At 66.9% G+C, this 23,173-nt stretch carries 37 protein-coding genes, 1 tRNA gene, 1 pseudogene and 1 riboswitch; of the genes and pseudogenes, 20 read left to right on the forward strand and 19 right to left on the reverse strand.

Annotated elements, in window-relative coordinates; translation table 11 throughout:
* Positions 1-162: 162 nt before the first annotated feature.
* From ACTZWU_RS04215 to ACTZWU_RS04265, 11 genes are all read right to left on the reverse strand, one after another.
* Positions 163-420: a hypothetical protein gene (locus tag ACTZWU_RS04215; RefSeq protein ID WP_444736106.1), complete on the reverse strand. Its 258-nt coding sequence runs from the start codon at positions 418-420 to the stop codon at positions 163-165.
* Positions 417-704: a helix-turn-helix domain-containing protein gene (locus ACTZWU_RS04220; protein WP_444736107.1), complete on the reverse strand. Its 288-nt coding sequence runs from the start codon at positions 702-704 to the stop codon at positions 417-419. Before ACTZWU_RS04220 ends, ACTZWU_RS04215 begins: the two co-directional genes overlap by 4 nt.
* Positions 705-717: 13 nt before the next feature.
* Positions 718-1,125: a hypothetical protein gene (locus ACTZWU_RS04225; RefSeq protein ID WP_444736108.1), complete on the reverse strand. Its 408-nt coding sequence runs from the start codon at positions 1,123-1,125 to the stop codon at positions 718-720.
* A complete protein-coding gene (locus ACTZWU_RS04230; RefSeq protein ID WP_444736109.1) occupies positions 1,079-1,969 on the reverse strand; it encodes a helix-turn-helix domain-containing protein in 891 nt (296 codons plus the stop codon). The genes ACTZWU_RS04225 and ACTZWU_RS04230 overlap by 47 nt, the downstream gene beginning before the upstream one ends.
* Entirely contained in the window at positions 1,966-2,715 is a 750-nt protein-coding gene (locus tag ACTZWU_RS04235) for a hypothetical protein (protein WP_444736110.1), read from the reverse strand. The genes ACTZWU_RS04230 and ACTZWU_RS04235 overlap by 4 nt, the downstream gene beginning before the upstream one ends.
* Positions 2,712-3,200, reverse strand: a complete 489-nt coding sequence (locus ACTZWU_RS04240; RefSeq protein ID WP_444736111.1) for a VRR-NUC domain-containing protein — start codon at positions 3,198-3,200, stop codon at positions 2,712-2,714. The genes ACTZWU_RS04235 and ACTZWU_RS04240 overlap by 4 nt, the downstream gene beginning before the upstream one ends.
* A complete protein-coding gene (locus ACTZWU_RS04245) occupies positions 3,197-3,406 on the reverse strand; it encodes a hypothetical protein (RefSeq protein ID WP_444736112.1) in 210 nt (69 codons plus the stop codon). The genes ACTZWU_RS04240 and ACTZWU_RS04245 overlap by 4 nt, the downstream gene beginning before the upstream one ends.
* Positions 3,403-4,095: a hypothetical protein gene (locus tag ACTZWU_RS04250; protein ID WP_444736113.1), complete on the reverse strand. Its 693-nt coding sequence runs from the start codon at positions 4,093-4,095 to the stop codon at positions 3,403-3,405. Before ACTZWU_RS04250 ends, ACTZWU_RS04245 begins: the two co-directional genes overlap by 4 nt.
* A complete protein-coding gene (locus ACTZWU_RS04255; protein ID WP_444736114.1) occupies positions 4,092-4,526 on the reverse strand; it encodes an HNH endonuclease in 435 nt (144 codons plus the stop codon). The genes ACTZWU_RS04250 and ACTZWU_RS04255 overlap by 4 nt, the downstream gene beginning before the upstream one ends.
* 267 nt (positions 4,527-4,793) lie before the next feature.
* Positions 4,794-5,054, reverse strand: a complete 261-nt coding sequence (locus ACTZWU_RS04260; protein WP_444736115.1) for a hypothetical protein — start codon at positions 5,052-5,054, stop codon at positions 4,794-4,796.
* A gap of 3 nt (positions 5,055-5,057) precedes the next feature.
* Positions 5,058-5,246, reverse strand: coding sequence for a hypothetical protein (locus ACTZWU_RS04265; RefSeq protein WP_444736116.1), 189 nt, complete (start codon positions 5,244-5,246; stop codon positions 5,058-5,060).
* Positions 5,247-5,347: 101 nt separating this feature from the next.
* Between ACTZWU_RS04265 and ACTZWU_RS04270 the strand changes: the two genes are divergently transcribed.
* The 18 genes and pseudogenes from ACTZWU_RS04270 to ACTZWU_RS04355 all read left to right on the forward strand — a co-directional run bounded on the left by ACTZWU_RS04270 (position 5,348) and on the right by ACTZWU_RS04355 (position 13,762).
* Positions 5,348-6,019, forward strand: coding sequence for an XRE family transcriptional regulator (locus tag ACTZWU_RS04270; protein ID WP_444736117.1), 672 nt, complete (start codon positions 5,348-5,350; stop codon positions 6,017-6,019).
* Between the two features lie 140 nt (positions 6,020-6,159).
* Positions 6,160-6,333, forward strand: a complete 174-nt coding sequence (locus ACTZWU_RS04275; RefSeq protein WP_444736118.1) for a hypothetical protein — start codon at positions 6,160-6,162, stop codon at positions 6,331-6,333.
* Between the two features lie 154 nt (positions 6,334-6,487).
* Positions 6,488-6,757, forward strand: coding sequence for a hypothetical protein (locus ACTZWU_RS04280; protein ID WP_444736119.1), 270 nt, complete (start codon positions 6,488-6,490; stop codon positions 6,755-6,757).
* 106 nt (positions 6,758-6,863) lie between these two features.
* Complete coding sequence (locus tag ACTZWU_RS04285) at positions 6,864-7,145, forward strand: hypothetical protein (RefSeq protein WP_444736120.1); 282 nt, start codon at positions 6,864-6,866, stop codon at positions 7,143-7,145.
* Positions 7,146-7,305: 160 nt separating this feature from the next.
* Entirely contained in the window at positions 7,306-7,533 is a 228-nt protein-coding gene (locus ACTZWU_RS04290; RefSeq protein WP_444736121.1) for a hypothetical protein, read from the forward strand.
* Positions 7,530-7,910: a hypothetical protein gene (locus ACTZWU_RS04295; protein WP_444736122.1), complete on the forward strand. Its 381-nt coding sequence runs from the start codon at positions 7,530-7,532 to the stop codon at positions 7,908-7,910. Before ACTZWU_RS04290 ends, ACTZWU_RS04295 begins: the two co-directional genes overlap by 4 nt.
* Before the next feature lie 16 nt (positions 7,911-7,926).
* Complete coding sequence (locus ACTZWU_RS04300) at positions 7,927-8,247, forward strand: hypothetical protein (protein WP_444736123.1); 321 nt, start codon at positions 7,927-7,929, stop codon at positions 8,245-8,247.
* 60 nt (positions 8,248-8,307) lie between these two features.
* A complete protein-coding gene (locus tag ACTZWU_RS04305; RefSeq protein WP_444736124.1) occupies positions 8,308-9,072 on the forward strand; it encodes a hypothetical protein in 765 nt (254 codons plus the stop codon).
* Between the two features lie 23 nt (positions 9,073-9,095).
* Complete coding sequence (locus ACTZWU_RS04310) at positions 9,096-10,352, forward strand: recombinase RecT (RefSeq protein ID WP_444736125.1); 1,257 nt, start codon at positions 9,096-9,098, stop codon at positions 10,350-10,352.
* A gap of 101 nt (positions 10,353-10,453) precedes the next feature.
* Entirely contained in the window at positions 10,454-10,639 is a 186-nt protein-coding gene (locus tag ACTZWU_RS04315; protein ID WP_444736126.1) for a hypothetical protein, read from the forward strand.
* Positions 10,636-11,025 carry a VVA0879 family protein gene (locus ACTZWU_RS04320; protein ID WP_444736127.1) on the forward strand — a complete coding sequence of 130 codons (390 nt, stop codon included), beginning with the start codon at positions 10,636-10,638 and terminating at the stop codon, positions 11,023-11,025. The genes ACTZWU_RS04315 and ACTZWU_RS04320 overlap by 4 nt, the downstream gene beginning before the upstream one ends.
* The gene (locus tag ACTZWU_RS04325) at positions 11,022-11,318 is read left to right on the forward strand and encodes a hypothetical protein (protein ID WP_444736128.1); all 297 of its coding nucleotides are present in this window, start codon (positions 11,022-11,024) and stop codon (positions 11,316-11,318) included. Before ACTZWU_RS04320 ends, ACTZWU_RS04325 begins: the two co-directional genes overlap by 4 nt.
* Positions 11,318-11,899, forward strand: a complete 582-nt coding sequence (locus ACTZWU_RS04330; RefSeq protein ID WP_444736129.1) for a hypothetical protein — start codon at positions 11,318-11,320, stop codon at positions 11,897-11,899. Before ACTZWU_RS04325 ends, ACTZWU_RS04330 begins: the two co-directional genes overlap by 1 nt.
* A pseudogene (locus ACTZWU_RS04335) lies at positions 11,896-12,081 on the forward strand (DNA translocase FtsK); the annotation flags it as partial. The gene ACTZWU_RS04330 and the pseudogene ACTZWU_RS04335, both read left to right, overlap by 4 nt.
* Positions 12,082-12,198: 117 nt before the next feature.
* Positions 12,199-12,513 carry a DUF2312 domain-containing protein gene (locus ACTZWU_RS04340; RefSeq protein WP_444736421.1) on the forward strand — a complete coding sequence of 105 codons (315 nt, stop codon included), beginning with the start codon at positions 12,199-12,201 and terminating at the stop codon, positions 12,511-12,513.
* A gap of 1 nt (position 12,514) precedes the next feature.
* Positions 12,515-13,336: a hypothetical protein gene (locus ACTZWU_RS04345; protein WP_444736130.1), complete on the forward strand. Its 822-nt coding sequence runs from the start codon at positions 12,515-12,517 to the stop codon at positions 13,334-13,336.
* Complete coding sequence (locus ACTZWU_RS04350) at positions 13,329-13,526, forward strand: hypothetical protein (RefSeq protein WP_444736131.1); 198 nt, start codon at positions 13,329-13,331, stop codon at positions 13,524-13,526. The genes ACTZWU_RS04345 and ACTZWU_RS04350 overlap by 8 nt, the downstream gene beginning before the upstream one ends.
* Complete coding sequence (locus tag ACTZWU_RS04355) at positions 13,523-13,762, forward strand: hypothetical protein (protein WP_444736132.1); 240 nt, start codon at positions 13,523-13,525, stop codon at positions 13,760-13,762. Before ACTZWU_RS04350 ends, ACTZWU_RS04355 begins: the two co-directional genes overlap by 4 nt.
* Here ACTZWU_RS04355 and ACTZWU_RS04360 read toward each other — a convergent pair.
* The 5 genes from ACTZWU_RS04360 to ACTZWU_RS04380 all read right to left on the reverse strand — a co-directional run bounded on the left by ACTZWU_RS04360 (position 13,759) and on the right by ACTZWU_RS04380 (position 17,008).
* Positions 13,759-15,048 carry an integrase gene (locus tag ACTZWU_RS04360; RefSeq protein ID WP_444736133.1) on the reverse strand — a complete coding sequence of 430 codons (1,290 nt, stop codon included), beginning with the start codon at positions 15,046-15,048 and terminating at the stop codon, positions 13,759-13,761. The genes ACTZWU_RS04355 and ACTZWU_RS04360 overlap by 4 nt on opposite strands.
* 164 nt (positions 15,049-15,212) lie before the next feature.
* A tRNA-Arg gene (locus ACTZWU_RS04365) sits at positions 15,213-15,289 on the reverse strand.
* A gap of 68 nt (positions 15,290-15,357) precedes the next feature.
* On the reverse strand, positions 15,358-16,104 hold the full coding sequence (gene tpiA / locus ACTZWU_RS04370; RefSeq protein WP_444736134.1) for a triose-phosphate isomerase: 747 nt from the start codon (positions 16,102-16,104) through the stop codon (positions 15,358-15,360).
* A 71-nt stretch (positions 16,105-16,175) separates the two neighbouring features.
* The gene (locus ACTZWU_RS04375) at positions 16,176-16,550 is read right to left on the reverse strand and encodes a HesB/IscA family protein (protein ID WP_444736135.1); all 375 of its coding nucleotides are present in this window, start codon (positions 16,548-16,550) and stop codon (positions 16,176-16,178) included.
* Between the two features lie 101 nt (positions 16,551-16,651).
* Entirely contained in the window at positions 16,652-17,008 is a 357-nt protein-coding gene (locus tag ACTZWU_RS04380; RefSeq protein ID WP_444736136.1) for an SUF system Fe-S cluster assembly protein, read from the reverse strand.
* A 122-nt stretch (positions 17,009-17,130) separates the two neighbouring features.
* Between ACTZWU_RS04380 and tgt the strand changes: the two genes are divergently transcribed.
* Complete coding sequence (gene tgt, locus ACTZWU_RS04385) at positions 17,131-18,264, forward strand: tRNA guanosine(34) transglycosylase Tgt (protein WP_444736137.1); 1,134 nt, start codon at positions 17,131-17,133, stop codon at positions 18,262-18,264.
* 65 nt (positions 18,265-18,329) lie between these two features.
* Positions 18,330-18,461, forward strand: a riboswitch (FMN riboswitch).
* Between the two features lie 72 nt (positions 18,462-18,533).
* On the forward strand, positions 18,534-19,004 hold the full coding sequence (locus ACTZWU_RS04390) for a 6,7-dimethyl-8-ribityllumazine synthase (protein WP_444736138.1): 471 nt from the start codon (positions 18,534-18,536) through the stop codon (positions 19,002-19,004).
* Here ACTZWU_RS04390 and ACTZWU_RS04395 read toward each other — a convergent pair.
* The 3 genes from ACTZWU_RS04395 to ACTZWU_RS04405 all read right to left on the reverse strand — a co-directional run bounded on the left by ACTZWU_RS04395 (position 18,986) and on the right by ACTZWU_RS04405 (position 23,136).
* Entirely contained in the window at positions 18,986-20,638 is a 1,653-nt protein-coding gene (locus ACTZWU_RS04395) for a glycerol-3-phosphate dehydrogenase/oxidase (protein ID WP_444736139.1), read from the reverse strand. The genes ACTZWU_RS04390 and ACTZWU_RS04395 overlap by 19 nt on opposite strands.
* Positions 20,635-22,122 (reverse strand): FGGY-family carbohydrate kinase, encoded by a 1,488-nt coding sequence (locus ACTZWU_RS04400; RefSeq protein WP_444736140.1) that lies wholly within the window; start codon positions 22,120-22,122, stop codon positions 20,635-20,637. Before ACTZWU_RS04400 ends, ACTZWU_RS04395 begins: the two co-directional genes overlap by 4 nt.
* Positions 22,123-22,185: 63 nt before the next feature.
* Positions 22,186-23,136 carry a D-ribose ABC transporter substrate-binding protein gene (locus tag ACTZWU_RS04405; RefSeq protein ID WP_444736141.1) on the reverse strand — a complete coding sequence of 317 codons (951 nt, stop codon included), beginning with the start codon at positions 23,134-23,136 and terminating at the stop codon, positions 22,186-22,188.
* Positions 23,137-23,173: the final 37 nt, after the last annotated feature.

Consider the following 23,173-nt stretch of genomic DNA (forward strand, 5'->3'; position numbering starts at 1 on the left):
CCGTATTGGGGTATAGTCAAGGGGGGGATAAAGTTTCCCCTCCCCGGCGCGATCAGTCGTCCAGGAAGATGCTGATGCCTACGATCATCCCCACGATGAAGCCGACAACTGCCCAGCCAATGCCGGAATCGAATATCAAATCGAGGGCGGTGGTGGCGTCGGTCATGCGTGAACTCCTTTGGCTTCCAGTCGGCGGCGCAGCTGGGCGACGCGGGGCGCGACGTGGCATCGCCCGCGCGGTGTGCAGGCGATGTGATGGATCATGTCGGACCCGTCTGGCAGCGTGATCCGCAGGGCGGGATGGCCTTTGCCGGTCGGCGGGACGATCTCATGCTTGAGGTCGTGGGCATCGAGGTAGCGCGCCAGTGCGATGTAATCCGGGTTCTTTCGGATCTTGGCGCCGATGCGCTGGCGGCTCATTTCGGGGCCTCGATCCGGTTTTCGCGGATGATCTTGTGGACGGTCCCGAGGCCGATCCCCAGGGCTTCCGCGACGGCCGGCATGGTGGCGCCCTGGGCGCGCAACTCGGCCACGCGGGGCGCCAGTTCGGCCCGGCGCGCGGCGGCGGCGCGAACGCGCGCTGTGGACTGGCGAGGCGTAGGCGGCGCCCGGTCTGGCTTCTCGGGCTTGGCGCGCAGATGGGCCGGGATGCTGCGCTGCCACGCGCGGCGCATGGCGTCCTCGGGGTCGAAACGGTCGGTCATGGCTGGCGTCCTTTCAGAACTCGCGCGGGGGCTCGACGCGGCGGATGAACTGGCCCAGCAGATCGGCCATTTCGGCGCTGACCTGCTCGTGCCGCTCGCGCGTCATGGGCTGCGATGGGGCAGGCTGGCGGGCGGCAAGCGCGGCTCGCACCTCGTCGGCATGCTTCCTGCCCCATGCGTCCTTCAGGATTTGCAGGATATGGCCAGGATTCGGACGCCGGTTCGGCTCGTCGCGCATGTGCTGCCGCAGCGCCCATCGCACCTGCTCGGGCGTCCAGCCTTCCAGCATGTCGGCCCATAGGGCTGTGCTGGCGGCCGTCATCTCGAACGTCTTGCGGGTGTCCTGCCAGTATTCGCCAAGCGCGATCTTGACCTCAAGGCATGTCGCTCGGCGTAGGGCGTCGCATTCGGACTGCGGCATCAACTTCGCGTCGTAGGCGGTCAGCGGCGGCAGCGTCATCGGCGGCACGGCGGGCAGGTCGTTGGGCATAGCTGTTTCCTCCGGTGGTCATGGGGTCGGGGGTGGGGGTGAGGGCAGGCGCGGCCTTGGCGGCGGCGTAGTCCTGCATGTGGCGCGTCAGCACCTTCGGCCCGTTGGCCGGTGCGCCGTGCGCGCGCATGTTCGCGGTGGCGATGTGGATTATCTCATCGGCGGTCAGGCCGAGGTCGGTTTGCCATCGGCTGACGATCAGGGCGGCGTCGGGCGATGCCCAATACCTCGGGACGATCCCCTGAAGGTCGAAGCCCAGGGCGTGGGTCAGTTTTGCGATCAAGCCGTGATCGACGCTCGCGCGCGTAACCGTATCCGCTCCGTTTACGTTGGTTCTATACGGTTGGGGGGCATCTCCTGCGGGGTTTACGGTCGTCAGATGCACCCTTTTGGGAATAAACGGGGCATCTGCTGCGGGGTTTGTCGTCAGATACGGGGTTTCTCCTGCGGGGTTTTGATCGGCAAAGGGTGCATCTGCTGCGGGGTTTTCAGCCTCAAACGGGGCATCTGCTGCGGGGTTTGTGTGGACGGAATAGGCGTTCGCGCGACCACGCCCGCCCCTGGTCTCCAGCGTCAGGTGTCCTGCGGCGCACAGCGCGCGGATGCTGTTCTGGATGGTCCGCTCTGCGAGCCCGGTGCGGCGCTCCAATCGCTCGATGGACACGAAGCATTGTCCGGTGCGGCGGTCCGCGTGATCGGCCAGCGCCAGCATTACCAACCGCTGAGTCGGCGGCAGGTCGGACCTGAAAACGGCTTCGATGTGGGCAATGCTCATGCCCGCACCCCGTCCAGACGCATGGCGACGATCATGGCTGTCTCTGGATCGGCGGCCATCAGCGTCTTGAGGTGCGCGCGGCGGCGCGCGGCTTCTTTCCTCGCCGCCTTCTCGGCCTTGCGCGCCGCCCGGTCAGCCCGGACCGCCTCAATGGACGCATGGGGGGCGCCTGCCATCGCTGCGGCCTCCGCAGAGCGATAGCCAGCATGGATGAAAGCCAGATAGTCCTTCTTCTGCCGCTCCGTCATGCGGGCCATGTGCCAGCGCGACGGATCGGCCAGCATCGCCCTGAACCCACGCTGGATTGCTTCGGCCTGCCCCGCGTAGAGGGCGCGCTTCTTCGCCCGAGTTTCTTCGGTCTTGCGGCCGTCCGTCCACTTCTTGCCGGTGTCCTTCGCCCAAGACAGCGCGCTGGATCGAGACTGCCCGCGTAGCTGGGCGGCGCGGGCGGATGAATAGCCAGCCTCGTGCAGCGCCTCCCAAGTCCAGCCGTTGCGCGGCGCATGACGGGCGGCGCGCTGTTTGGCCATGCGCGCCGCGTTCGCCGCGCTGTTGTCCCTGATCCCGCCGAAACCTGCCTTGACGGCGAGGGTTACAACCGTGGAATCGGCCAGCCCGAGGGCGGCGCCGATCTGGCGGCGTGTCATGCCTGCGGCCAGGGCCTTCGCCACCCAATCCAGCCGGTCGGCCACGGCTTGACGCATCGACGCATTGAGAGGTCCAACGATGTGATCTGGCGGGGTCATGTGTCTGTTCCTTCCCCCACGATCCGGTCGCGCAGATCGCGGTAATCGTTCGGGCGCCAGCGCGGCGCCTCGGCGGCGTTCCATTCGGTGATTGCGGCATCGACCTCGACCGTGGACCGGACCACGGCCACGCGGGCGCCCAGGGCGCGCAGATCGGCATGCAGGGCGCGCTGGTCCTTGTCCGGGCTGTTGCCGGGCGCCTTGACCTCGAAAAGCCAGACGCGCGGGCCGGGCAGGATGCAAAGCAGATCGGGGAAACCCTTGACCGTCCCCATCGCCTCATTGTGCGCGATCTGGCGCTGGATCAGCGCGCCTGACAGGCCGATGGCGTTGGCGCTATGGTGGACGATGGACCCGGCAGGCAGCACAGCGCGCAGATGCGCCAGTATCTCCCGGTGGATGGGCCCCTCGCGGTCCACGCGCTTCGGGCGGCGGGCCTTGGCCTGCATGGCGATCAAATCGGCGGCGGTCATGCGGGCGGTCATGTCTCGGCCTCGCGCTTCCGTATCTCGATGACGATGTTCTGTCGGTCTGCGTCGTTGACGATCAGCAGCTTTTTCTGGACGCCTCGAAACAGCACCTCGCGGGCCTGATCGACGGACAGCCCCGCGCGCTCCGCGATTTCACGCAGCGTGAACCGGCCAGACCGCACCACGCGCATGAAGGCGATTGACTGATCCTGCGGCGTCATAGCTGCATCTCCGCTTGCCGGGCGTCCGTGCGGTCGAGCCATCGGAACGAGGGGTCGGGATGCGGGCCGCCGCGCGGGTCATGCCGATCCCAGACAAACCAAGCGTTTCTCTGCGGCGGGCTCCCCTCGCCGGAAAAGTCCAGTTTCCAGCGCATAAGGTAGCAGTAGGAAAACGGGCGCGTGTCGAGCAGTTCGCCCAGCCCATTCATGCGGGCGGCCGGCCAGTCCCACGACAGCAGCAAGGCAAGGTAATCCCAGCCCGGCATGTCGAGCGTGTGGCGCAGCCAGCGTCCATGCCCGTCGCGCGCGTTGATTTCGCAGAACGGCGGGTTCGTGATGATCGCGCGGGCGCGGCTGCGGAAGCAGGTGTAGAAATCGGCCACCCAGCTATCGGGGCAACCCCGGTCAATCAGGTCGGACGCGCAGCAGGGAACGCCCATCGCCCGGATCTCGCGGACCAGCGCGCCATCGCCGCAGGCCGGTTCCCAGACCGCGCCACACTCGCGGATGCGGTCGCCATCGCGGGCGAACAGCGCGCGGATCGCCTCGGGCTGCGCTGTGGCATAGTAATCGTCCTTGCGCCGGGCCAGCACCGGCTTATCTTGCCTGTGAAGATCAAGACCAAGCGCAGGGCCCTTGTCGGGCTTCGGCTTCATGGCACGGAAAAGCGGCTTTGCAGATGCGGTCATTTCAGCACCTGCCGTATCCGGGTCGGCGTAACACCAAACTCCCTGGCAAGGCTGGACTTCGTGCAGCCCCCGGCTGCAAAGCGCCGCTTGATTAGGTCCAAGTCGGCGGTCGCCAGCTTGGTGCGCCCATTACCAGGACGCGGGACACGGTTGCGCCCCTTCTGGGCGCAATCTTGCATATTGTCCCGGTGCGTGCCGACGCTCAAATGAGCCGGGTTGCAACACAGAGGGTTGTCGCACGAGTGCAGGACATGGCCGTTCGGGGCGCAGCCGCTCGCCAACTCGAATGCGAGCCGGTGCGCAGCGACGACCTTCCCCTTGTGCCTGACATGACCATAACCGTCGCGGCCAACGCAGCCTTGCCACACAAGGCATTCGCCTTTCTGTGCAAGGCGGTCCGCAAAGGGTTGGGGAAGCGGAACAGCCCTCATCCCGCGCACCTCCGGGGCCGGTCGAACCGGACGTTCTGGATGATCCCATCGCGGCGCAGTTCAGCGACGATTTCGCGGACCTGATCGGGCGCGCACCCTGCCTTGAGGGCGATATCTTCCACGCCCCAGCCCATCCGAAGTGCAGACAATATGACCGATTTGGTAGGTGCGCGGGGCGGGGTCATGGATTGACCATCCGTGCAACATGCCCGTATGCTCGGTGCATACATTTGAAGGAACCGTTGCGCTGTGAAATCATCGGCTTGCTCATTTGTGCCGCGCCTTGGCGACGGCAGCGCGGGCGCGCGCCAAGCCTTCAAGTGTGAGGTCGATAGCGCGCGCCTCGGCGGCACGGATCAGCGCCAGATCGGCGCGGGCCGGGATGCTCGACCGGCGCCGCCACGACAGCACGGCGTCATAGGGCTCGCGCAGATCGCGCGCCAACTCTGCCATGGACGGCCATTGATCGAATACCGCGCGATCAAGCGCATTCGACCCGCCCGGACGGGGTGTCAGCGGTCTGGACATGGATCAGGCCCCAGCCTTCTGCTCGAAGGCATCACGCCGGGCGCGCGCCATTTCCTCGATGGTCAGCGGGAGGCCGCGACGGTTCGCAGCGGCCACCACGTCAAAGTCACGATGCGCCGGAATGTTGCGGCGCTGCTTCCATGCCGCGACCGTGGGGTATTTCTCGCCCAGGTCGCGCGCGAAGTCGGCCATCGAAGGCCACATGTCGAATATCCGTTCCATGGCACACTTTATGCAGTTCGCATAATGCCCTGTCAATGCCGTTCGCATAACCTATGCGCCGAGGTCGCCCGATGGATGATGCACTGAAGAACAGGCTCGCCCAGGCGCGCCGGAACGCGGGCTTCAAGTCTGCTCGCGCCGCCTGCGAGCGGTTCGGCTGGGCTTACCCTACCTATGCCGGGCATGAGAACGGATCGCGCGTCCCTGGACCCGAGACCGTCGCGGAATATGCCGCCGCGTTCGGGGTCAGCCGTAGCTGGCTGCAATTCGGGGCCGATGAAAGCGCGACCGCACCGGCCCCGGCGCCGATGGTTTCAGATGATAACGGGTCAGGTTTGGTTCAGGTGAAGGTTTACGATCTGTCGGCAAGCGCCGGGGGCGGTGCGCTTGTCGATGCGGAACGGCCCGTGGATGAGGTGGCTTTCGCGCCCCGCTTCTTGCGGTCGATGACGATGGCATCGCCCCGCCAGCTTTCGATCATCAGCGTCAAGGGCGACAGCATGGAACCCACGCTGCTCGATGGCGATCAGGTGCTTGTGGACATGAGCAAGACGAATCCCGATTTCGACGGGCTGTTCGTTTTGCGCTATGGTGATGCCCTGCACGTCAAGCGGATCGGTCGGCACAGGAAAGCAGGTTGGGTGACGATCACCTCGGACAATGACGCCTATCGACAGATCGAGGCCGAATACCACGAGGTCGCCATTTTGGGGCGTGTGATCTGGTTCGGGAGGAAAGTGTGAGGAAAGCAGCTATCATCATTACCCTGGCGTTGGCCGGATGCGCCTCTGCCGCGAGGGATGCAGAGCGCGCGTCAGCGACGTGCAGGGCAGGAGGCATCGCGCCGGGCAGCGCCGGGTTCTCGGCCTGCGTCTCGGACGAAATGGCGAAGATCGAGCGCGCGCGCGCCGAACTCGGGGAGGAAATCGGCAACGCCTTCTCGGTCGGCCTGCAAAGCTACGGCGCGGGCATGCAGCAGCAGGCACCGGCGCCGCGACGGCAGACGACATGCACATCGTCGCGCCTCGGGACCAGCGTTCAGACGACCTGCTACTGATCTGATCTACAAGCCTGATGAAGCCCCGCCCCGCGCGGGGCTTTTTCATGTCCGCATAAAATTATGCTCTATGTATGCGTTACGCATTGACATGACCTGTATGCACAGCGCATAACTTCCGAAAGCGCATACCGCGCGAACGGAGGACAACGCCATGCACCCCGACCCTTACATTCCCGCGCGCCGCTCGACCGGCGCCCCCGATTACGATGAACAGCGAGGGTTCTGGCACGAGCCCGCGCGCCAGCCGTCCGTTGTCGGAAGCATCGCCCGCGTCGCGGCCATCATCCTCGTTTGCGCCGCAATCGTGTGGCTTTTGGGCGCGGCGTTCTTGGAAGGGCTGGGCCGGGCCGAGGCGCGGCTGACCGGCTGCGAGCAGTATCGCGGCGCCGAGGCGGCGGCCTGCGCGGAGGCGCGGCCATGACGATCATCGGACCCGACGCATTCAGCGCGGCGATCTTCGCCGCCATGTTGGCCGACGCGCTGCGCCAGCAGGCCGCCCGCGATGCCGCGAAGAACGGCGGTGACGCATGAGCGTCCCGACCCCTGCGGAGTTCATCGCCGCCCTGCGCCAGCGCCACAGCGACCCCACGCTGTCGGACATGCAGCGCCTGCTCGACCTGATCCGGTCGGGCGATGTTATCGCAGCACCTACCGACGATCTGCGGGCGGCTTTGGAGCCGTTTGCCAAAGCCTGCGCCCAGGTGGACACAAAAGGCCACCCTGACACGGCTGGCTTTATCGGAGCGGGCCTTACCCTTGGCGACCTACGCTGCGCCCGCGCCGCCCTCTCGAAAGGCGGTGACGCATGACCGGGGGCGTTTTTCTGCGCCCCTGCCGCTGCGGCGGTAGCGCGGGCCTGAGCCACGCGGGCGGCCTGTTCTGGGCTTTCTGCCGCATCTGCGGGGCGAGCGGTTCGAGCGGCAGCAAGGCCGACGCGATCCGCCGATGGAATGCGGAAGGCGGTGCCGCATGATCGACCGTGATGAAGTTATCGAGGTCGAGGTTGCGATTGTCAGCGAAAGCCCGCGCGGGCTGCTGCTTTCTCTGCCGGGCAAGCCCCGCCATTCAGCGGAATGGGCGCCCAAGGCTCAGGTGGAAATCCTCGACCGCGCCGCGATCAAGCCGACCTATCTGGCGCGCATGACCCGCGAACGGGCGCGGCGCACCGGGCTTGTCAAGCTGGACCCGCCCGCATGATCCGCCAGCCCACCACTCGCGCCGCTCAATATGACCACTGGCAGCGATCGGTCGCGGGCGAGCGTGTGCCGCGCATCGAGGACGAGCCCCAGCCGGGGTTCTACAAGCGCCGGTTCGTCAGGGGCGGGCCTTTCGTGCCGGTCGAAATCTGGCTCGAACAGCAGATCGACCCGGAGACGGGGGAACTGACGGCCGACGAGGAACTGCGCGCGGTCTGCAACGGCGAGCGGTGCAACCCCTACACGGTCTGGTCCTACTGCCGAGCGATCAGCCTGGAAGAATACGACGCGCTGACCGGCGCGCGTGACGCAATCGCAGACATGGCGGCAACGCATGTCTCGATCAACCTGGCCGAAATGGCCCCAATCCGACCCTGACCGATAGGAGATCATCATGGGTAAGTTTCTGATCCTGGCCGCCGTCGCGGCAATCGCTGCGGGCTGCGCCAAGTCCCCGGACGCCATCGCGCCGGTGAGCATGGGCAACGCCTATGCGGGCGTGTCCTGCCAGTCCGCGTCGGACGAACTGACGGCGGCGCGCGCCAATCTTGCGGCGCTTGAAAGCGCACAGCGCGGCGCCGTCGCGGGCGACGCCATCGGCGTCTTTCTGATCGGCGTCCCCACGTCCTCGCTGATGGGCGGCGACAAGGCCGGGCAGATCGCCACCGAGAAGGGCCGCGTGATCGCGCTGGAAAGCCGCCTGCGGTCCTGCTGATCGCGCTGCCCGGCGTGTGAGGGCGCCGGGCAAAACCCACCCCAGAAATAGGACAGGACAATGAACGACATGACCCCGGCCGCTGCTGGCCACAACAACCCGCCCCCCTATGACCCCGAGACCGTCGCCGCGCTGGAACAGCGTGTGCGCGACTTGGCCGACGCAGGCGGCGCATGGCTCGACCTCGGTAAGATCGAGGACGAGGAACAGGCGGGCAAGCTGAACGACTTTCTGGCCCAAGCGCGCCAGTGCGCCAAGCAGATCGAGGACGCCCGCAAGACCGCGAAACAGCCGCACATGGACGCGGCGACGGCGGTTGACGCGAAGTTCAAGACCCTGACCGGCCCGCTCACCACCCTCGGCGTCAAGCTGAAGGACATGCTGGGCGCGTTCGCCGCCGAGAAACAGCGCAAGCTGGACGAGGAACGGCGCCGGGCGCAGGAGGAAGCCCGCCGCGCGCAGGAAGAAGCCGACCGGCTGCGCCGCGAGGCCGAGGCCCGCAATGACGTGATCGCCCAGGCCGAGGCCGAGGAACGCGCCAAGGCGGCAGAGAAGGCCGCGAAGGCGGCAGAGAAGCCCGCCCGCGCCCAGATCGCCAGCGCCACGGGCGGGGGCCGCACCATGGCGACGCGGACCACCTACCGCGCCGAAATCAAGACGGACAGCGACGCGCGCCGCGCGTTCGGCTGGCTGCTGGCCGACCCGGAAAGCCGCCCGGCCCTGCTCGCGGAAATGGAACGCCTCTGCACCGCCGCCCGGCGCCGCAAGGACGGCCCGACCGAAATCAACGGCGTCACCTTCATCGAACAAACGACCGTCGCCTGACGGTCGAGGACAGGAGAACACCCATGAACCAGATCGCCCCCCGACAAGGCGAATCCAAGCTGCCCGCCTCGAAAATCCCGCTGCGGCAAGTCCCTGACGTGAAAACCATGCTGGTGAACGATCAGGCGCGCCAGCAGCTTCAAGCGGTGGCCGCCCGGCACATGAACCCCGAGCGCATGATGCGGCTGATGGCGAACGCCATGCGCGCCAACCCGAAATTGGGCGAGTGCAACCCGCTCTCGCTCTTGGGCGCCATGATGCAATGCGCCAGCCTTGGCCTTGAGCCGAACACGGTCCTCGGCCACGCCTACCTGATCCCGTTCGAGGAATCGCGGTGGAACCCGAACACGCGGCAGCGCGAAAAGCTGGGCGTCAACGTCCAGCTTATCATCGGCTACAAGGGCTACATCGACCTTGCGCGCCGGTCTGGCCACATCACCAGCATTGCGGCCGGCATCCACTATTCGGACGACGAGACCACGGGCGGCCTCTGGGAATACGAGGAAGGCACGGAAAGCCGCCTGCGGCATCGGCCCGGCTACCAAGAGGGCGAAAAGCTGCATGCCTATGCCATCGCCAAGTTCACCGATGGCGGCCATGCCTATGTCGTCCTGCCCTGGCACAAGGTTATGAAGATCCGCGACGGATCGCAGGGCTGGCAGGCAGCGGTCAAGACGGCCGAGAAATACAAGAAGCCGGTGAACAGCCCGTGGGCAACCCACGAGGACGAGATGGCCCAGAAAACCGCCATCCGCGCCCTGGCCAAGTTTCTGCCGCTCTCGACCGAGTTCCGCGACGGGCTGGAAAGCGACGGCGCCCGCAATGCTGACTACGCAGCGTTCGCCATGAACCCGGTCGCGGGACTGGACGCCACGCCCGACGACGATTCCGGCTACATCGACCACGACCCGGAGACGGGCGAGGTCGGGGGCGATCCGGTGATCGAGGATCAGCGCGCCGCCCAGACCACCATCGAACAGGAACCCGCCCGCGATCCTGCGCCGCGCCAGTCGCGCGCCAAGGCCGAGGAAAAGCCCGCGCCGCGCCAGTCGCGCGCACGGGCGGATGATCAGGCCGGTATGGACCTGCGCGCACCGTCCCTGTCTGAGCGGATCAAGATGCTGGACGACAGCATCCGCGACATGCTGGCCGAGAACGCGCCCTTGTCCGAGGTGCTGGAAATGTTCGAGCCCCAGCTTGACGCGATCAAGGCCGAAGATGCGAGCGAACACGCCGCGATGATCGACGCTTACGAGAAGATCGCCGCCGACCGCGCCTGACGACCTACCACCCGGTGCGAACCCCTGTCCCGCGCCGGGCAACTGCGGGCCGGTCGCCCTCTCACAGACCGGCCCGCCCTTTCCATCCAGTGAGGACCACAATGCTCGCCAGCCTGAGAACAGATTTCGATGCCGTCCCTGATGGCGCCCGCATCCGCTTGCATCCGGCCGATGCCAATTTCATCCACCTCGCGCCGGTTGACGCGCAGAGGATCGGGCCTGACTACCGCATCAGCGACGTCGCGGCCTTCTTTCGCGGCTACGAGTTGATCGAGGTGACGGCATGAGCGTCCAGACCATGACAGTCGCGGATTTCCATGCCGCGTTGAAATCCCAAGGAGTTCAGGATCGCGCCGACTTGGCTTTGATCTGCCCTTGTTGCGGCACGGTCCAGAGTGCGCGCGATCTGATTTCCGCAGGCGCGGGCCTCGATTTCGAGGCCGTCGAGAAATATCTTGGCTTCTCGTGCGTCGGGCGATGGACCGGCGCAGGATCGCCGCGCGCGACGCCAGACGGCCAGCCCTGCAACTGGACTCTCGGCGGGCTTTTCAGGCTGCACAAGCTGGAGGTTGTCACCGAGGACGGCCAGAGACACCCGCGCTTTGAGGTTGCCACGCCAGATCAGGCGCAAGCGCACGCTGCCGCGAACGCGGTGAAGGTTGGTGCGGCATGAACGCGCGCAGCATGGCCGTTGCCTATCTGATGGAGGCGCACGGCAAGACCTACGGCTGGGACATGACCGCCGCCGATCTGGCCGAGTCGATGAAAGAGCATTTCCCGGCCGCGCGCGAACTGGACCCGACGCCCCAACAGGTTGCGCGGATCGCGCGCGCGAAAGGCTGGACCGGGCGCCTGCGCGGCTCGGGGACCGCGCCCAACGAGGGCATCCCCGCCACGCTGCGGGTGGATGCCGAACTGGAATCCCTCGGCGGCGACCGGGGCTACATCATCGGGGAGTATGCGTGATGACCGACCGACCGATGATCTTTTCCGGCCCGATGGTCCGGGCGCTGCTGGACGGCAGAAAGACGCAGACGCGGCGGGTGCTGCGCGTTCCGGCCTGGATCGACCCCGCAGACGATATCAGCGCCGAAGTGGCAACCGGATTCATAGAGACTAGCTTCCGGCGCGGCGACCGGGTGTGGGTGCGCGAGGCTTTTGCCCAATCCGGCGCAGCGTGGCCACGCATCCAGGAGGGGCTGGGACGGCTGCACTATCGATCTGACCCTGATCACGGATGGCAAGAATATTGGGGCCGCTGGCGCCCCTCGATCCACATGCCCCGTTGGGCCAGCCGGATCACGCTGCACATCACCGACGTGCGGGTGCAGCGGTTGCAGGACATCAGCGAGGCGGATGCGGTGGCGGAGGGTGCGCCGGTCGCGGAACTGCGGATGTATCCTGAACTCGGCAACGCCCGGCACTGGTTCTGCGACCTCTGGAACAGCCTGCACAGCCCCGACGCATGGGACACGAACCCGTGGGTCTGCGCCCTGACCTTCACGGTCCAGCGCAGCAACATCGACAGCAAGGGGGAAAGCCAATGATCACTGAACCCGATTGGTTCGCCCGACTTTCCGAGGCCGTCCGTATCGTGACGACCGACCGGAAATGCTCGACCAGCTATGTCCAGCGAAAGCTGGCTATCGGTTACAACGCCGCCGCGAGACTGGTTGAGGAAATGGAGGCGCGCGGCGTCGTGTCTGCGCCCGATCATGTGGGCAAGCGCGAAGTTCTCTGGCCCCAACCCGCCGAGCAACCCGATCCCATCATCCAGATCCGCGCCCAAGACGGCACCGTCACGGCCGAGGGGACCATGAGCGAGTTCCGCGAAGCCCTCGACCAGATGAAAGCCGCCGACCGCAAGCGGCGCGGCGCCCCGCCCGTCAAGAACACCCCGGAGGATAAGCACGTGGAAGATCAAGCCTACGGCGTGGCCGCCGACGAGTTGCGCCAGTTCATCGAACGGTTCGAGCAGTTGGAAGCCGAGAAGAAGGACGCCGCCGAGCGCCAGAAAGAGGTCATGGCCGAGGCCAAGGGGCGCGGCTTTGACACCAAGGTGATGAAGAAGATCGTCGCCCTGCGGAAGCGCCACCGGGACGATGTGGCCGAGGAAGAGTCGATCCTCGAGATGTACAAATCCGCCCTGGGGATGGCGTGACATGACCAGCCATTTCCGCCGCATCGACCTCGAGGGCATGCAGCCCTGCGAACTGGCCTCGCAGCCAGCCCCGCAGATCCTCTGGGTCGAGATCGACCAGCTCCTGATCGATGACCGCTATCAGCGCCCGCTGAATGCAGGCAACCGGGCCGCGATCCGCCGGATCGCCGCCGATTTCCGGTGGTCGCGCTTCACCCCCGTGATCGTTGCCCCGGCCGAGGGCGGGGGCTATGCCCTGATCGACGGCCAGCACCGGGCCCATGCCGCCGCGCTGGTCGGGATCAAGTCGATCCCCGCCATGGTCGCACTGGTCGCGCCCGAGGAACAGGCGCAGGCCTTCATCGACATCAACACCCGTCAGATCCGCGTGACCGGCCATCAGATCTATCGCGCGGCCCTGATCGCGGGCGAGAACTGGGCGCTGGCCTGTCGCGATGCTGTGGCCGAAGCGGGCTGCCGTCTGATGACCAGCAATTTCAGCACCAACGCCCGCAAGCCCGGCCAGGTCTTCGCCATCGCCACGATCCGGGCACTGATCGAGGCGCGCCAGCGCGCAGCCGTGACCGCTGGCCTCAAGGCGCTCCTGGAATACGAGCCGGACTCCGTGGCAAATTTCTCCGACGCGATGCTGACGCCCTGGCTCAAGGCCGCAGCCGAAACCGGCGCCCGCGCCGATGTCCTGCTCGACGTCCTGCGCGCCCGCCGCCCGTGGATCGTCATCGACGCCGCCGACCGCCTGGCAGACGAGGACCGCAAGCCCAAGGCCACCACGCGCCGGGACTTCTTCGTCGCCGCGATCCGGGAAAGGCAGGCCAATGGCTGACCACTGTCGCTGGATCGAGGATAAGGATGTGCCAGGCGGGCGATACCTCGTGCCGGGCTGCGCGAACCGCGCCTTCTATGGCGATGATGCGGAATGCCAGTGCGAGACGATCACCTATACCGACGACGCCGAGGGCATCGAGCGATGCCCCTGCTGCGGGCAGATCATCAACAGTGGGAGGGGTGAATGAACGCGCCGCGCCATATCGTGAACCCGGCTTTCCTCGCCCGGCTTGAGCGGGCGCTGATGATCGCGGCGCGGGCCGTCGAACACGACCCGTCCGCTCTGCCCATCTTCGAGCGGATAGACCGGGAACTTGAGGCGGCGAGCCGCGCCGCCGCCGCGCAGCGTTCGCGCGATCCTGTCGCCCGCGCCCGCGCCTTGCTGGCTGGCGCCCAGATCGACCACTTGGCAGGCCGCGCCTAGATCGCGGCTTTCAAGACCTGATCGCGCAGGAACACCAGATCGCCGCCCGATCCGTAGCGTTCCCGGTTCAGCGCGTGGCCAAGAAGATCGCGCCGCACCCTTTCATCTATCCCAGCCACCAGAAGCCGGTCCTCAAAGCTGTGGCGCAGCGAGTAGAGCGAATGCCCCGGCGTTTCCAGCAGGCCCTTTTCCCGCAGGTATTTGTTGACCGTGGCCGATAGGCTCGCGCTGTTGCGGGCATAGCGCGCGAAGCCCTTGGGCGCCTCCCTGAACGCCTCAAGGCTGACGCCGACCAGTGGCAGCACCCGCTTGCTGTGGGCCGTCTTGAGGCCGCGATTCGCGTTCCGCTGGATCACGATATGCGGCACGTTGTCGGAAAGCCTGATTTCGTCGGGCATCAGCCCCGCGCCCTCGGAAGGCCGGTAGCCGGTGTTCACCATTCCCAGCAGGATCAGCCGCGCGTCGGTGTTGAGCCCGCGCAGCGCGCCGGGCGCGAGCAGCTTGGCCTTGATCCAGTCGGGCGAGAAGGGCGGGCGCACATCGTCCTTGTCCTTGTCCTTCTTCAGCATCAGCCCCTCGGTCGAGAAGCCCAGGGCAATCCCCTTGGACCGGCAGACCCGTTTCCACATGCCGACGAGGTGGATGAAATCCCTGTTCGCGGTTTCCGCTGCCGTCTGACCCTCCATGACGCGATCCACCCACCACTTGCGGAAGGCAAACATATCCTCGGTCGTGACCTCGGCCACGGGCTTGTTGCCGATCACGTCGATGAAGTTCTTGGTGGCCTTGATCCGGGGGTTCTTCCAGCGTCGTATCTGGTCGTCGTTCTTGCCACGCAAGTCCTCGGCGGCCACCTCATAGAAGCTGTCCAAGGCCTGGGCGACCGTCAGGGCGGGGGGCGTGACCAGCCCAAGCGCCGCGTCGGCCTCTCGGGGGTCGAACCGGCCGTTGCCGTCCACGATGCTTTCCAGCCGTGTCAGCAGGTCGTTAATAGGCAGCTTGGCGACCTCGGGCGCCGCGAGATAGCGGTAGCCCCGGCGCTGCGCCAGTTCGCGGGCTGCGGCAAGGCGGCTTTCGGCCTCTTGGTCGGCCCCGGCCAACTTCGCTTCCCAGGCTTCGATCATTTCCGTCCAGACCTGCATGGCCTTTGCCTGGGCGATGACCCTGCTATCGGTGTGCAGGCTGACATGGATGATGGATCGCGGTTCGATAGCGGCATAGCGGATCGGCACCCGCTTGCGGATATGCCAAGTGCTTTCGCGCAGGATGATCTTTGGCGGCTTCATTGCGCCATATGGGCAAATTGCAAGGAAGCGCGCAAGTGCATTGTGCATAGACTTGTGAACCAGACTGTGAACCAAATCCGGGGTGTCCCGCGCATCCATAGGGGCCGGAATGCGAAAAGCGCCAGCAAATGCTGGCGCTTTCGTCGTTCTGGTGAGGCAATTTCTGGCGCACCCGAAGGGATTCGAACCCCTGGCCTCTGCCTTCGGAGGGCAGCGCTCTATCCAGCTGAGCTACGGGTGCCTGCGGGGGTAGATACAGGCGCGGCAGGTCCGGCGCAATGCCGAAATGATCCCGCCGCGCCGAAGCCGTCAGGCGGCGGACAGGGCTGCCACGATGGGGCCGAAATCGGCGGCCTTGAGGCTGGCGCCGCCGACCAGCGCGCCGTTCACATGGGGGATGGCGAAGATCTCGGCTGCGTTCGAGGGTTTGACGCTGCCGCCGTAAAGCAGCGCGACATCCGCGCCGTCGGTCAGGGTCTTGGACAGGTCCGCGCGCAGCAGGGCATGGACCTCGGCGATCTGCTCGGTGCTGGGGGTGCGGCCGGTGCCGATGGCCCAGACGGGCTCGTAGGCGATCACGGTGTTCGCGGCGGTCGCGCCCTCGGGCAGCGAGGCGGCCAGCTGGCCGGCGATTACGTCCAGCGTCTGGCCCGCATCGCGTTCGGCCTCGGTCTCGCCAAGACAGATGATCGCGACAAGCCCGGCCTCATGTGCGGCGCGGGCCTTCGCGGCGACGGCGCCGCTGGTCTCGCCGTGATCGGCGCGGCGCTCGGAATGGCCGAGGATGACATGGCTTGCGCCGACATCGGCCAGCTGCTCGGCCGCCAGATCGCCGGTATGCGCACCCGAGGCCTTGGCGTGGCAGTCCTGACCGCCGACCTTGATGCCGCGCCCCGCGATGCGGGTGGACAGGGCATGGATCAGGATGGCGGGGGGGCAGATCAGCACGTCGCAGGACGGTGCGGGATGGGCCTCGGCCAGGGCCTCGACCTCGGCCAGCGCGGCGAGGGTGCCGTTCATCTTCCAGTTGCCTGCTGCCAGCTTGCGCGGTGCCATGTCATTCCTCCGTTTGACTGCGAAAGCAGTTAAGCGGAGCGGCGCGGCCGTGCAACAGCCTTGTGGCGGGATCAGCCTTGCGCGGCGCGGCTGCCTTCGAGGGGCTCGAACCGGACGGATTCGCCGCAGCCGCAACTGTCGGTCACGTTCGGGTTGCGAAAGCGGAAGCCCGAGTCCAGCAGACCCGTCTCGAAGTCGATCTCGGTCCCGAAGAGGAACATCTGCGCCATGGGCGCGATCAGCACGCGGGCCGCGCCCTGTTCGATGACCTCTTCGGCGGGACCTGCGGCCTCGGCCAGTTCCATCGTGTATTCCATGCCCGCGCAGCCGCCCTTTTTCAGCCCGATCCGCAGACCGAAGGCACCCTTGCCCGCCATCAGGCGCGCGATCTGCGCCTCGGCGGCGGGGGTGATGGTCACGGGTGCGGTTCCGGGCAGGGCAAACATGGTGCGTTCCTCAGGCAGCGTCATGTAAGAGATAGGCGCGAAGGGGCCGCCGCTCAAGATGCGGGGCCTCGCGTTCCCCGCCGGTGGCAAGGGGTGGGTGGTTACATGAAGCCCAGTTCCAGCCGGGCCTCGTCCGACATCATGTCCATGCCCCATTGGGGCTGGAAGGTCATTTCCACGTCGACCTGTTTGACGCCCGGCACGGCCTCGACCGCGTCGGCGACCCAGCCCGGCATCTCGCCCGCGACGGGGCAGCCGGGGGCGGTCAGGGTCATGATGACCTTGACCTCGGCTTCGTCGTTGATCTCGACCGTGTAGATCAGGCCCAGATCGTGGATGTTGACCGGGATTTCCGGGTCATAGACCGTCTTGCAGGCCTCGACGATCGACTCGTAGAGCGGGTGATCGGTGCTCGAGGGCGCGATCAGCGGCGCGCCTTCCATCAGGGGTTCGGTCATCGCGTCTTCCTTCAATTCCGACCGATTATATAGGGCAGCACGCGTCCCCGGTCCAGTGGCACACGCATTGCGCCCGCGCCACGCCGGGGCTAAAAGCCAGCGCTTGCAGAAGGTCAGGCCAGATGAACAGCACCCGTTTCGGATTCACCCTTCACGCCACGGACGGCAAGGCGCGCACCGGCATCATCGACACGCCGCGCGGCCAGATCCGCACCCCGGCCTTCATGCCGGTGGGCACGGCGGCGACGGTCAAGGCGATGCTGCCCGAAAGCGTGGCCGCGACCGGGGCCGACATCCTTCTGGGCAATACCTATCACCTGATGCTGCGCCCCACGGCGGAACGGGTCGCGCGGATGGGCGGGCTGCACCGCTTCATGAACTGGCAGAAACCCATCCTGACCGACTCGGGCGGGTTTCAGGTCATGTCGCTGGCGGGCCTGCGCAAGCTGACCGAAGAGGGCGTGACCTTTTCCAGCCATGTGGACGGATCGAAACACCACCTGACCCCCGAGCGCAGCATGGAGATCCAGCGCCTGCTGGGCAGCGACATCGTGATGTGCTTTGACGAATGCCCCGCGCTGCCCGCGACGGATGCGGAGGTCGCGGCCTCGATGCGGTTGTCGATGCGGTGGGCGCAGCGGTCGCGCGACGCCTTCGGGGACCGTCCGGGACATGCGCTGTTCGGCATCATGCAGGGCGGCGTCACCCGCGAGCTGCGCGAGGAATCGGCCCAGGCCCTGCAACAGATCGGCTTTGACGGCTACGCGGTCGGCGGCCTGGCGGTGGGCGAGGGGCAAGAGGCCATGTTCGGCGTTCTGGACTATGCCCCCGGTTTCCTGCCCCAGGACAAGCCGCGTTACCTCATGGGCGTGGGCAAGCCCGACGACATCGTGGGCGCGGTCCAACGCGGCATCGACATGATGGATTGCGTTCTGCCCTCGCGCTCGGGGCGCACGGGGCAGGCCTGGACCCCACGCGGTCAGGTCAACATCAAGAATGCCCGCCACCAGGACGATCCGCGCCCGCTGGACGAGACCTGCACCTGTCCTGCCTGCACCGGCTATTCGCGCGCCTATCTGCACCATGTCTTCCGTGCGAAAGAGATGATCAGCGGCATGCTGCTGACCTGGCACAACCTGCATTACTATCAGCGCCTGATGGAGGGCCTGCGCCGCGCCATCGCCGAGGGGCGGCTGGACGCCTTCGTCGCGGATTTCCACGCGAAGCGGGCCGAAGGCGACATCGAACCGCTCTGATGTCGTTTTTTCCCGCTGGCCTGCCGCTTGGGCCTTGGCGCTGCCCTCGGGAATGCCTATTCTGCAAGAGTTCTCAGGGCGGGGCGAAATTCCCCACCGGCGGTGACAGCCCGCGAGCGCCTTGCCGAGAGGGAAGGGTCAGCAGATCCGGTGAAATTCCGGGGCCGACGGTATAGTCCGGATGGAAGAGAACCGTCTCATGCGCCACCCCGGCGTGTGCGGTGGTATGCCTTGGGGGCCTGACGCAATTAACGTAAGGTTCCTGAAAGATGACCAAATCTCCTCGTATCGCCTTCATCAAGGCCCGCTGGCACGCCGATGTCGTGGACCGCGCGCATGATGGTTTCGTCGCCGAGGCCGCCGGCCTGATGCCCGGCGCCCAAATCGAGGCCTGGGACGTGCCCGGCGCCTTCGAAATGCCGCTTCTGGCGAAGAAGCTGGCCCGGACCGGCAAATATGACGCCGTGGTCGCGGCGGCGCTTGTCGTCGATGGCGGCATCTACCGCCATGATTTCGTGGCGCAGGCCGTCGTGTCCGGGCTGATGCAGGCCGGAATGGAGACCGACGTGCCGGTCTTCTCGGTCTCGCTGACGCCGCACAATTACCAGGAGACCGAGCTTCTGACCGGCTTCTATCGCGAGCATTTCGTGAAGAAGGGTGCCGAGGCCGCCAATGCCGTCGCGCAGATGCTGGCGGTCGAGACCCGTCTGGCCCGCCTGGATCAGGCCGAGGCCGCCTGATCCATCCGCAGGCGGTGCCGCGTCAGCAGCATCGCCTGCGTCTCTTTCAGGTCGATGTCGCGCCGCGCTTCGTCCCAGCCAAGCGCCCCTGCGCAGAGATCCGCGATCCGCGCCAGATCGCGCGACGACAGGCGCCCCGTCACCGCCAGCGCCGTGCGGCGCATGACCAGATCGGCCAGCGTGCCGACCTGTTCGTTGCGGATGATCCAGTCCAGCTCCTGTTCGCTGTGATCGCTGGCCTCCAGCATCGCAGGTGCTGCGCCTTCGGCTCTCAGGATGGCCTCGGCCGTCGTGCCATAGCGCGCCAGAAGCTGGCGCGCGCGGGCGGGCGCGGCAAGGGTGCGGCGGGCCGCATCGTCGCTCCACGCGCCCGCATCGGCCGGGTAATCGTGGCCACCGCCGATGGGCAGCAGGGCCGTGTCCCGGCGGCGCGTGACGCCGAGCCGCGCCATCAGGTCATCGGCGACCTCGGCGGCAAAGCCGCGAAAGGTCGTCCATTTGCCCCCCACCAGCGAGATGATCGGCCAGCGGCGCGTGGCATCTGGCGCGATTTCCGGGGCGGAGTGGTCGCGGCTGATCAGGCCGGGATTGGCCGCGTCCGAGGCGGGCAGGGGCCGGATGCCGGAATAGGCATAGACGATCTGGCTTTCGTCGAAGTCGAGGCCCGGCAGCAGGCCGCTGAGCGCGCCGAGGAAATAGGCGATCTCGGCATCGTCGCAGGCCACCTCGTCCGGATCCTCCGCGCGGATATCGGTCGAGCCGACCAGCGCGCGGTCCAGATAGGGAAAGACCAGGCAGATGCGGCCGTCATCGGCCTCGAAATAGATCATCCGGCCGTTCAGCGCGGCCAGCAGTTCGGGATGGTCCAGCAGGATATGCGAGCCCCGCGTGCCCCCGATCAGCCGCGAGGGCGCGCCGAGCGCCGCGTTCACCCGGTCGATCCAGGGCCCTGCCGCGTTCACCACGATGCGGGGGCGCAGAGCCACCGGACCCGAGGGGCCGTCAAAGCGGATCACCTCGCCATCGGTCCCCGCCAGCGTCGTGTGGTTCAGCGCCAGCGCCTGCGGATTGGCGCCGAGCCCGTCCGCGACCAGTTCCCAGACCAGCCGTTCGGGCAGCGTCACCGCCGCGTCGTAATATTGCCCCGCTGCCCGGATGCGCGGCGTCAGGGGCGGTATTTCGCGCAGCGCGCGCGCCCGCGACCACAGTTGATGGCGGGGCATGACCCGGTGGCGGCGGCCGTAGAAATCATACATCGCCAGCCCGGCCTTTATCAGCACCGCGCCGCGGCTGCGGGGCGCCGTGGTCGATCCCATCAGCGTCCGCAGCGCAGGGCCGATGCCGCGTAGCCACGAGAAGATCGGGATCACCGTCGGCAGCGGCCTGACCAGATGCGGCGCGTTCTTCAGCAGCAGGTTCCGCTCCAGCGTCGATTGCGCGACCAGGCGCAATTCGCCCGTTTCCAGATACTTGATGCCGCCATGGATCAGCCGCGAGGGCGCGGCCGAGGTGCCGCCGCCGTAATCGCCCTTGTCTATGATCGCGCAATCGATCCCCTGCTCGCAGAGGTCGCGAAACAGGCCCGCCCCGTTGATCCCCGCCCCCAGGATCAGCACGTCGAGATCGCGGATCATGGCGCGCCCAAAGCCTCGATCCGGGGCCAGAACGGCGTCAGGGCCGTCGCCAGATCGGTCAGCAGCGCGTGACGGGCGGTCAACTCGGCGGCGCGGGCGGGGTCGGGTTGATGGGTCGTGCCGGCCTCGGTGCGCGGATCGTGGCGGGGCGATGCGAAAAGGTCGACCCCCGCCCCCGCGCAAAGCGCCGCGCCCCAGGCGGCGGCCTCTTCGACGGGCGATGTCGTGACGGGCATGTCCAGCGCATCCGCGAAAAGCTGCGCCAGCAGGGGCGCGCGCGAGATGCCGCCGGTCAGACGCGCATAGCCGGGCGCAAAGCCCTCTCGCAGGGCCTCGACATGGTGGCGGTGGTTCAGGGCGATCCCCTCGACCACGGCGCGCAGCAGGTCGGGGCGCCCTTGCCAGCCGCGCAGGCCGAAGAACGCGCCACTGGCCTGCGGCCCATGGGGCGAGCCGAACAGATAGGGGTGGAACAGCGCGGTCGAGTGTTGGGCCAAGGCCGCCTCGATCTGCGGGATGGCCTGTTCGTGCAGGGGAGCACCCGAGCCGTCATTGGTGCAGAGATTGTCAAGGAACCAGTCGTAATTCGCTGATGATGCTGGCGAAATCGACATGGCGTTCCATTCGCCGCGTGTGATGCCGTTGCGGCAGAACCAGCGCGGATCGGTCAGGGGTTTGCGGGTTACGGTCTCGTTGATGGAATAGGTGCCGGCCACGATGGCGACGACCCCTTCGGCGTAGCTGCCCGAGCCAAGCGCCGAGGCCGTCACGTCATGCAGCCCCGCAGCGACCGGCGTGCCGGGCAGAAGGCCGGTCATCGCAGCCGCCTCGGCGGTCACATGGCCCACGATCTGATCGGGCAAGGCGATCTCGGGCAGGGGCAGGGGGCCAAGGCCGAACAATGCGGGGATGTCGGGCGCGTAACCTTGGGTCCGCATGTCGGTGAAGGACGTGCTGGCCTCGGTCAGGTCGGTGCCGATCTGGCCCGTCAGGCACAGGGTCAGCCAATCCTTGCAGGCCAGAACGTGACCGATGGCCGCGAAGCGCTCGGGTTCATGGTCGCGCATCCACCCAAGGATCGCCGAAGGTGCCGAGGCATGGGGCATTTGCCCCGTCCGCTCCAGCGCCATCGCGGCGGTGCCGTCGCGCGCCCAGTCCTCGGCGACGCGGCCCGCGCGGCTGTCCAACGACAGGATGCCGGGGCCAAGGGGCGCGCCCGCGCGGTCTAGCAGATAAAGCCCGTCACCATGCGCGGTCGCGGCCACGGCCACGATGCGCGAGGCGGGCTGGCCGCTTGCGGCGATGGCCTCGGCGATGGCGGCGGCGGTCTGGCGCCACAGGTCGGCCATGTCGCGTTCGACATGGCGGGGATGGGGCATGGATTGCGCGACGCGTCGCCGCGCCGTGGCCAGAACCCGGCCCGAGGCGTCGAAGATCACCGCCTTGGTGACGGTCAGCCCGTTGTCGATGCCCAGCAGCAGCATGCGCGTCCCGGTTCCTTGAGAGGTGTCGGCGGCAGGGGCAGAGTGCCCCCGCCGCCAGAGGGCTTATTGATCCAGCACGAAGGGCGCGCTGTAGAGATCCGCGTTCTCGGCGGTGATCAGCAGGCAGTCGAACAGCTGCTTTTCGCTGGCGGCGCCGGTCTCGCCGGTGCGGATGTAGTTGTCGGCCTGACGCACGGCCTCGGCCGCGAAGACCGCGACGGGTTGCAGCACGGTATAGGCCATCTCGCCCGCCTTCACGGCCTCGACCGCGTCGGGGCTGCCGTCGAAGCCGCCGACGACGATGCCGTCCAGACGCCCGGCCTCTTTCAGCGCGGCGATGGCGCCAAGGGCCATCTCGTCATTGCCCGAGATCACACCGGTGATGTCGGGGTTCGCCTGCAGCAGCGACTGCATCCGCTGGAAGCCCTGCGTGCGGTCCCAGTTCGCGACCTCCTGGCCGACCTTTTCGAATTCGGGATACTGGCTCAGCACGGTCTCGAACCCGTTCGAGCGGGTCTGCGCGTTGTTGTCGGCGGGGTTGCCGAACAATTCGACGAACTGGCCGCCCTCTTCGCTCATGGCTTCGACCCAGGCCTGCGCGCCAAGGGCCGCGCCCTGCGCGTTGTTCGACACAAGCTGCGCCTTGGCCAGACCTTCCTGGTTGATCTCGGCATTCACCAGAAAGACCGGGATGCCTGCATCGACGGCCTTCTGGACGGCGCCGATCGAGCCGTCGGCATTGGCCGGGTCAAGGATGATCGCGACCGACTGATTGGTGATCGCGGTGTCGATCAGGGTGCTTTCCGAATTGGTGTCGCCGCGATGGGCGGCCACATTGGCGGTGTAGCCCAGTTCCTCGGCGGTGGCCTTCGCGACCTCGCCCTCGGTGAACCAGTAGGGGTTGGCGGGGTCGTTCACGATGATCGTGATCAGCCCTTCGGCCCAGGCCGAGCCGGCCATCAGGGGGGCGCTTGCCACGGCGGCCATCAGCATCCGGCGGGTCATCTTCAGCATTCTCTCTCTCCCTTTGGGTTGGTGGTCTGCCCCTTGC

It is taken from the genome of Paracoccus sp. NSM, assembly GCF_052379855.1.
Taxonomy (GTDB): Bacteria; Pseudomonadota; Alphaproteobacteria; order Rhodobacterales; family Rhodobacteraceae; genus Paracoccus.

Coding starts and splice junctions, on each gene's coding strand:
- ACTZWU_RS04355 (WP_444736132.1), top strand. CDS start 13,523: ATGAACGCGCCGCGCCATATCGTGAACCCGGCTTTCCTCGCCCGGCTT.
- ACTZWU_RS04220 (WP_444736107.1), bottom strand. CDS start 704: ATGACCGACCGTTTCGACCCCGAGGACGCCATGCGCCGCGCGTGGCAG.
- ACTZWU_RS04325 (WP_444736128.1), top strand. CDS start 11,022: ATGAACGCGCGCAGCATGGCCGTTGCCTATCTGATGGAGGCGCACGGC.
- ACTZWU_RS04390 (WP_444736138.1), top strand. CDS start 18,534: ATGACCAAATCTCCTCGTATCGCCTTCATCAAGGCCCGCTGGCACGCC.
- ACTZWU_RS04345 (WP_444736130.1), top strand. CDS start 12,515: ATGACCAGCCATTTCCGCCGCATCGACCTCGAGGGCATGCAGCCCTGC.
- ACTZWU_RS04215 (WP_444736106.1), bottom strand. CDS start 420: ATGAGCCGCCAGCGCATCGGCGCCAAGATCCGAAAGAACCCGGATTAC.
- ACTZWU_RS04250 (WP_444736113.1), bottom strand. CDS start 4,095: ATGACCGCATCTGCAAAGCCGCTTTTCCGTGCCATGAAGCCGAAGCCC.
- ACTZWU_RS04360 (WP_444736133.1), bottom strand. CDS start 15,048: ATGAAGCCGCCAAAGATCATCCTGCGCGAAAGCACTTGGCATATCCGC.
- ACTZWU_RS04255 (WP_444736114.1), bottom strand. CDS start 4,526: ATGAGGGCTGTTCCGCTTCCCCAACCCTTTGCGGACCGCCTTGCACAG.
- ACTZWU_RS04260 (WP_444736115.1), bottom strand. CDS start 5,054: ATGTCCAGACCGCTGACACCCCGTCCGGGCGGGTCGAATGCGCTTGAT.
- ACTZWU_RS04400 (WP_444736140.1), bottom strand. CDS start 22,122: ATGCTGCTGCTGGGCATCGACAACGGGCTGACCGTCACCAAGGCGGTG.
- ACTZWU_RS04315 (WP_444736126.1), top strand. CDS start 10,454: ATGCTCGCCAGCCTGAGAACAGATTTCGATGCCGTCCCTGATGGCGCC.
- ACTZWU_RS04290 (WP_444736121.1), top strand. CDS start 7,306: ATGATCGACCGTGATGAAGTTATCGAGGTCGAGGTTGCGATTGTCAGC.
- ACTZWU_RS04330 (WP_444736129.1), top strand. CDS start 11,318: ATGACCGACCGACCGATGATCTTTTCCGGCCCGATGGTCCGGGCGCTG.
- ACTZWU_RS04340 (WP_444736421.1), top strand. CDS start 12,199: ATGAAAGCCGCCGACCGCAAGCGGCGCGGCGCCCCGCCCGTCAAGAAC.
- ACTZWU_RS04380 (WP_444736136.1), bottom strand. CDS start 17,008: ATGACCGAACCCCTGATGGAAGGCGCGCCGCTGATCGCGCCCTCGAGC.
- ACTZWU_RS04245 (WP_444736112.1), bottom strand. CDS start 3,406: ATGACGCCGCAGGATCAGTCAATCGCCTTCATGCGCGTGGTGCGGTCT.
- ACTZWU_RS04310 (WP_444736125.1), top strand. CDS start 9,096: ATGAACCAGATCGCCCCCCGACAAGGCGAATCCAAGCTGCCCGCCTCG.
- ACTZWU_RS04295 (WP_444736122.1), top strand. CDS start 7,530: ATGATCCGCCAGCCCACCACTCGCGCCGCTCAATATGACCACTGGCAG.
- tgt (WP_444736137.1), top strand. CDS start 17,131: ATGAACAGCACCCGTTTCGGATTCACCCTTCACGCCACGGACGGCAAG.
- ACTZWU_RS04375 (WP_444736135.1), bottom strand. CDS start 16,550: ATGTTTGCCCTGCCCGGAACCGCACCCGTGACCATCACCCCCGCCGCC.
- tpiA (WP_444736134.1), bottom strand. CDS start 16,104: ATGGCACCGCGCAAGCTGGCAGCAGGCAACTGGAAGATGAACGGCACC.
- ACTZWU_RS04265 (WP_444736116.1), bottom strand. CDS start 5,246: ATGGCCGACTTCGCGCGCGACCTGGGCGAGAAATACCCCACGGTCGCG.
- ACTZWU_RS04275 (WP_444736118.1), top strand. CDS start 6,160: ATGGCGAAGATCGAGCGCGCGCGCGCCGAACTCGGGGAGGAAATCGGC.
- ACTZWU_RS04350 (WP_444736131.1), top strand. CDS start 13,329: ATGGCTGACCACTGTCGCTGGATCGAGGATAAGGATGTGCCAGGCGGG.
- ACTZWU_RS04405 (WP_444736141.1), bottom strand. CDS start 23,136: ATGCTGAAGATGACCCGCCGGATGCTGATGGCCGCCGTGGCAAGCGCC.
- ACTZWU_RS04320 (WP_444736127.1), top strand. CDS start 10,636: ATGAGCGTCCAGACCATGACAGTCGCGGATTTCCATGCCGCGTTGAAA.
- ACTZWU_RS04270 (WP_444736117.1), top strand. CDS start 5,348: ATGGATGATGCACTGAAGAACAGGCTCGCCCAGGCGCGCCGGAACGCG.
- ACTZWU_RS04300 (WP_444736123.1), top strand. CDS start 7,927: ATGGGTAAGTTTCTGATCCTGGCCGCCGTCGCGGCAATCGCTGCGGGC.
- ACTZWU_RS04305 (WP_444736124.1), top strand. CDS start 8,308: ATGAACGACATGACCCCGGCCGCTGCTGGCCACAACAACCCGCCCCCC.
- ACTZWU_RS04280 (WP_444736119.1), top strand. CDS start 6,488: ATGCACCCCGACCCTTACATTCCCGCGCGCCGCTCGACCGGCGCCCCC.
- ACTZWU_RS04235 (WP_444736110.1), bottom strand. CDS start 2,715: ATGACCCCGCCAGATCACATCGTTGGACCTCTCAATGCGTCGATGCGT.
- ACTZWU_RS04285 (WP_444736120.1), top strand. CDS start 6,864: ATGAGCGTCCCGACCCCTGCGGAGTTCATCGCCGCCCTGCGCCAGCGC.
- ACTZWU_RS04225 (WP_444736108.1), bottom strand. CDS start 1,125: ATGCCGCAGTCCGAATGCGACGCCCTACGCCGAGCGACATGCCTTGAG.
- ACTZWU_RS04230 (WP_444736109.1), bottom strand. CDS start 1,969: ATGAGCATTGCCCACATCGAAGCCGTTTTCAGGTCCGACCTGCCGCCG.
- ACTZWU_RS04395 (WP_444736139.1), bottom strand. CDS start 20,638: ATGATCCGCGATCTCGACGTGCTGATCCTGGGGGCGGGGATCAACGGG.
- ACTZWU_RS04240 (WP_444736111.1), bottom strand. CDS start 3,200: ATGACCGCCCGCATGACCGCCGCCGATTTGATCGCCATGCAGGCCAAG.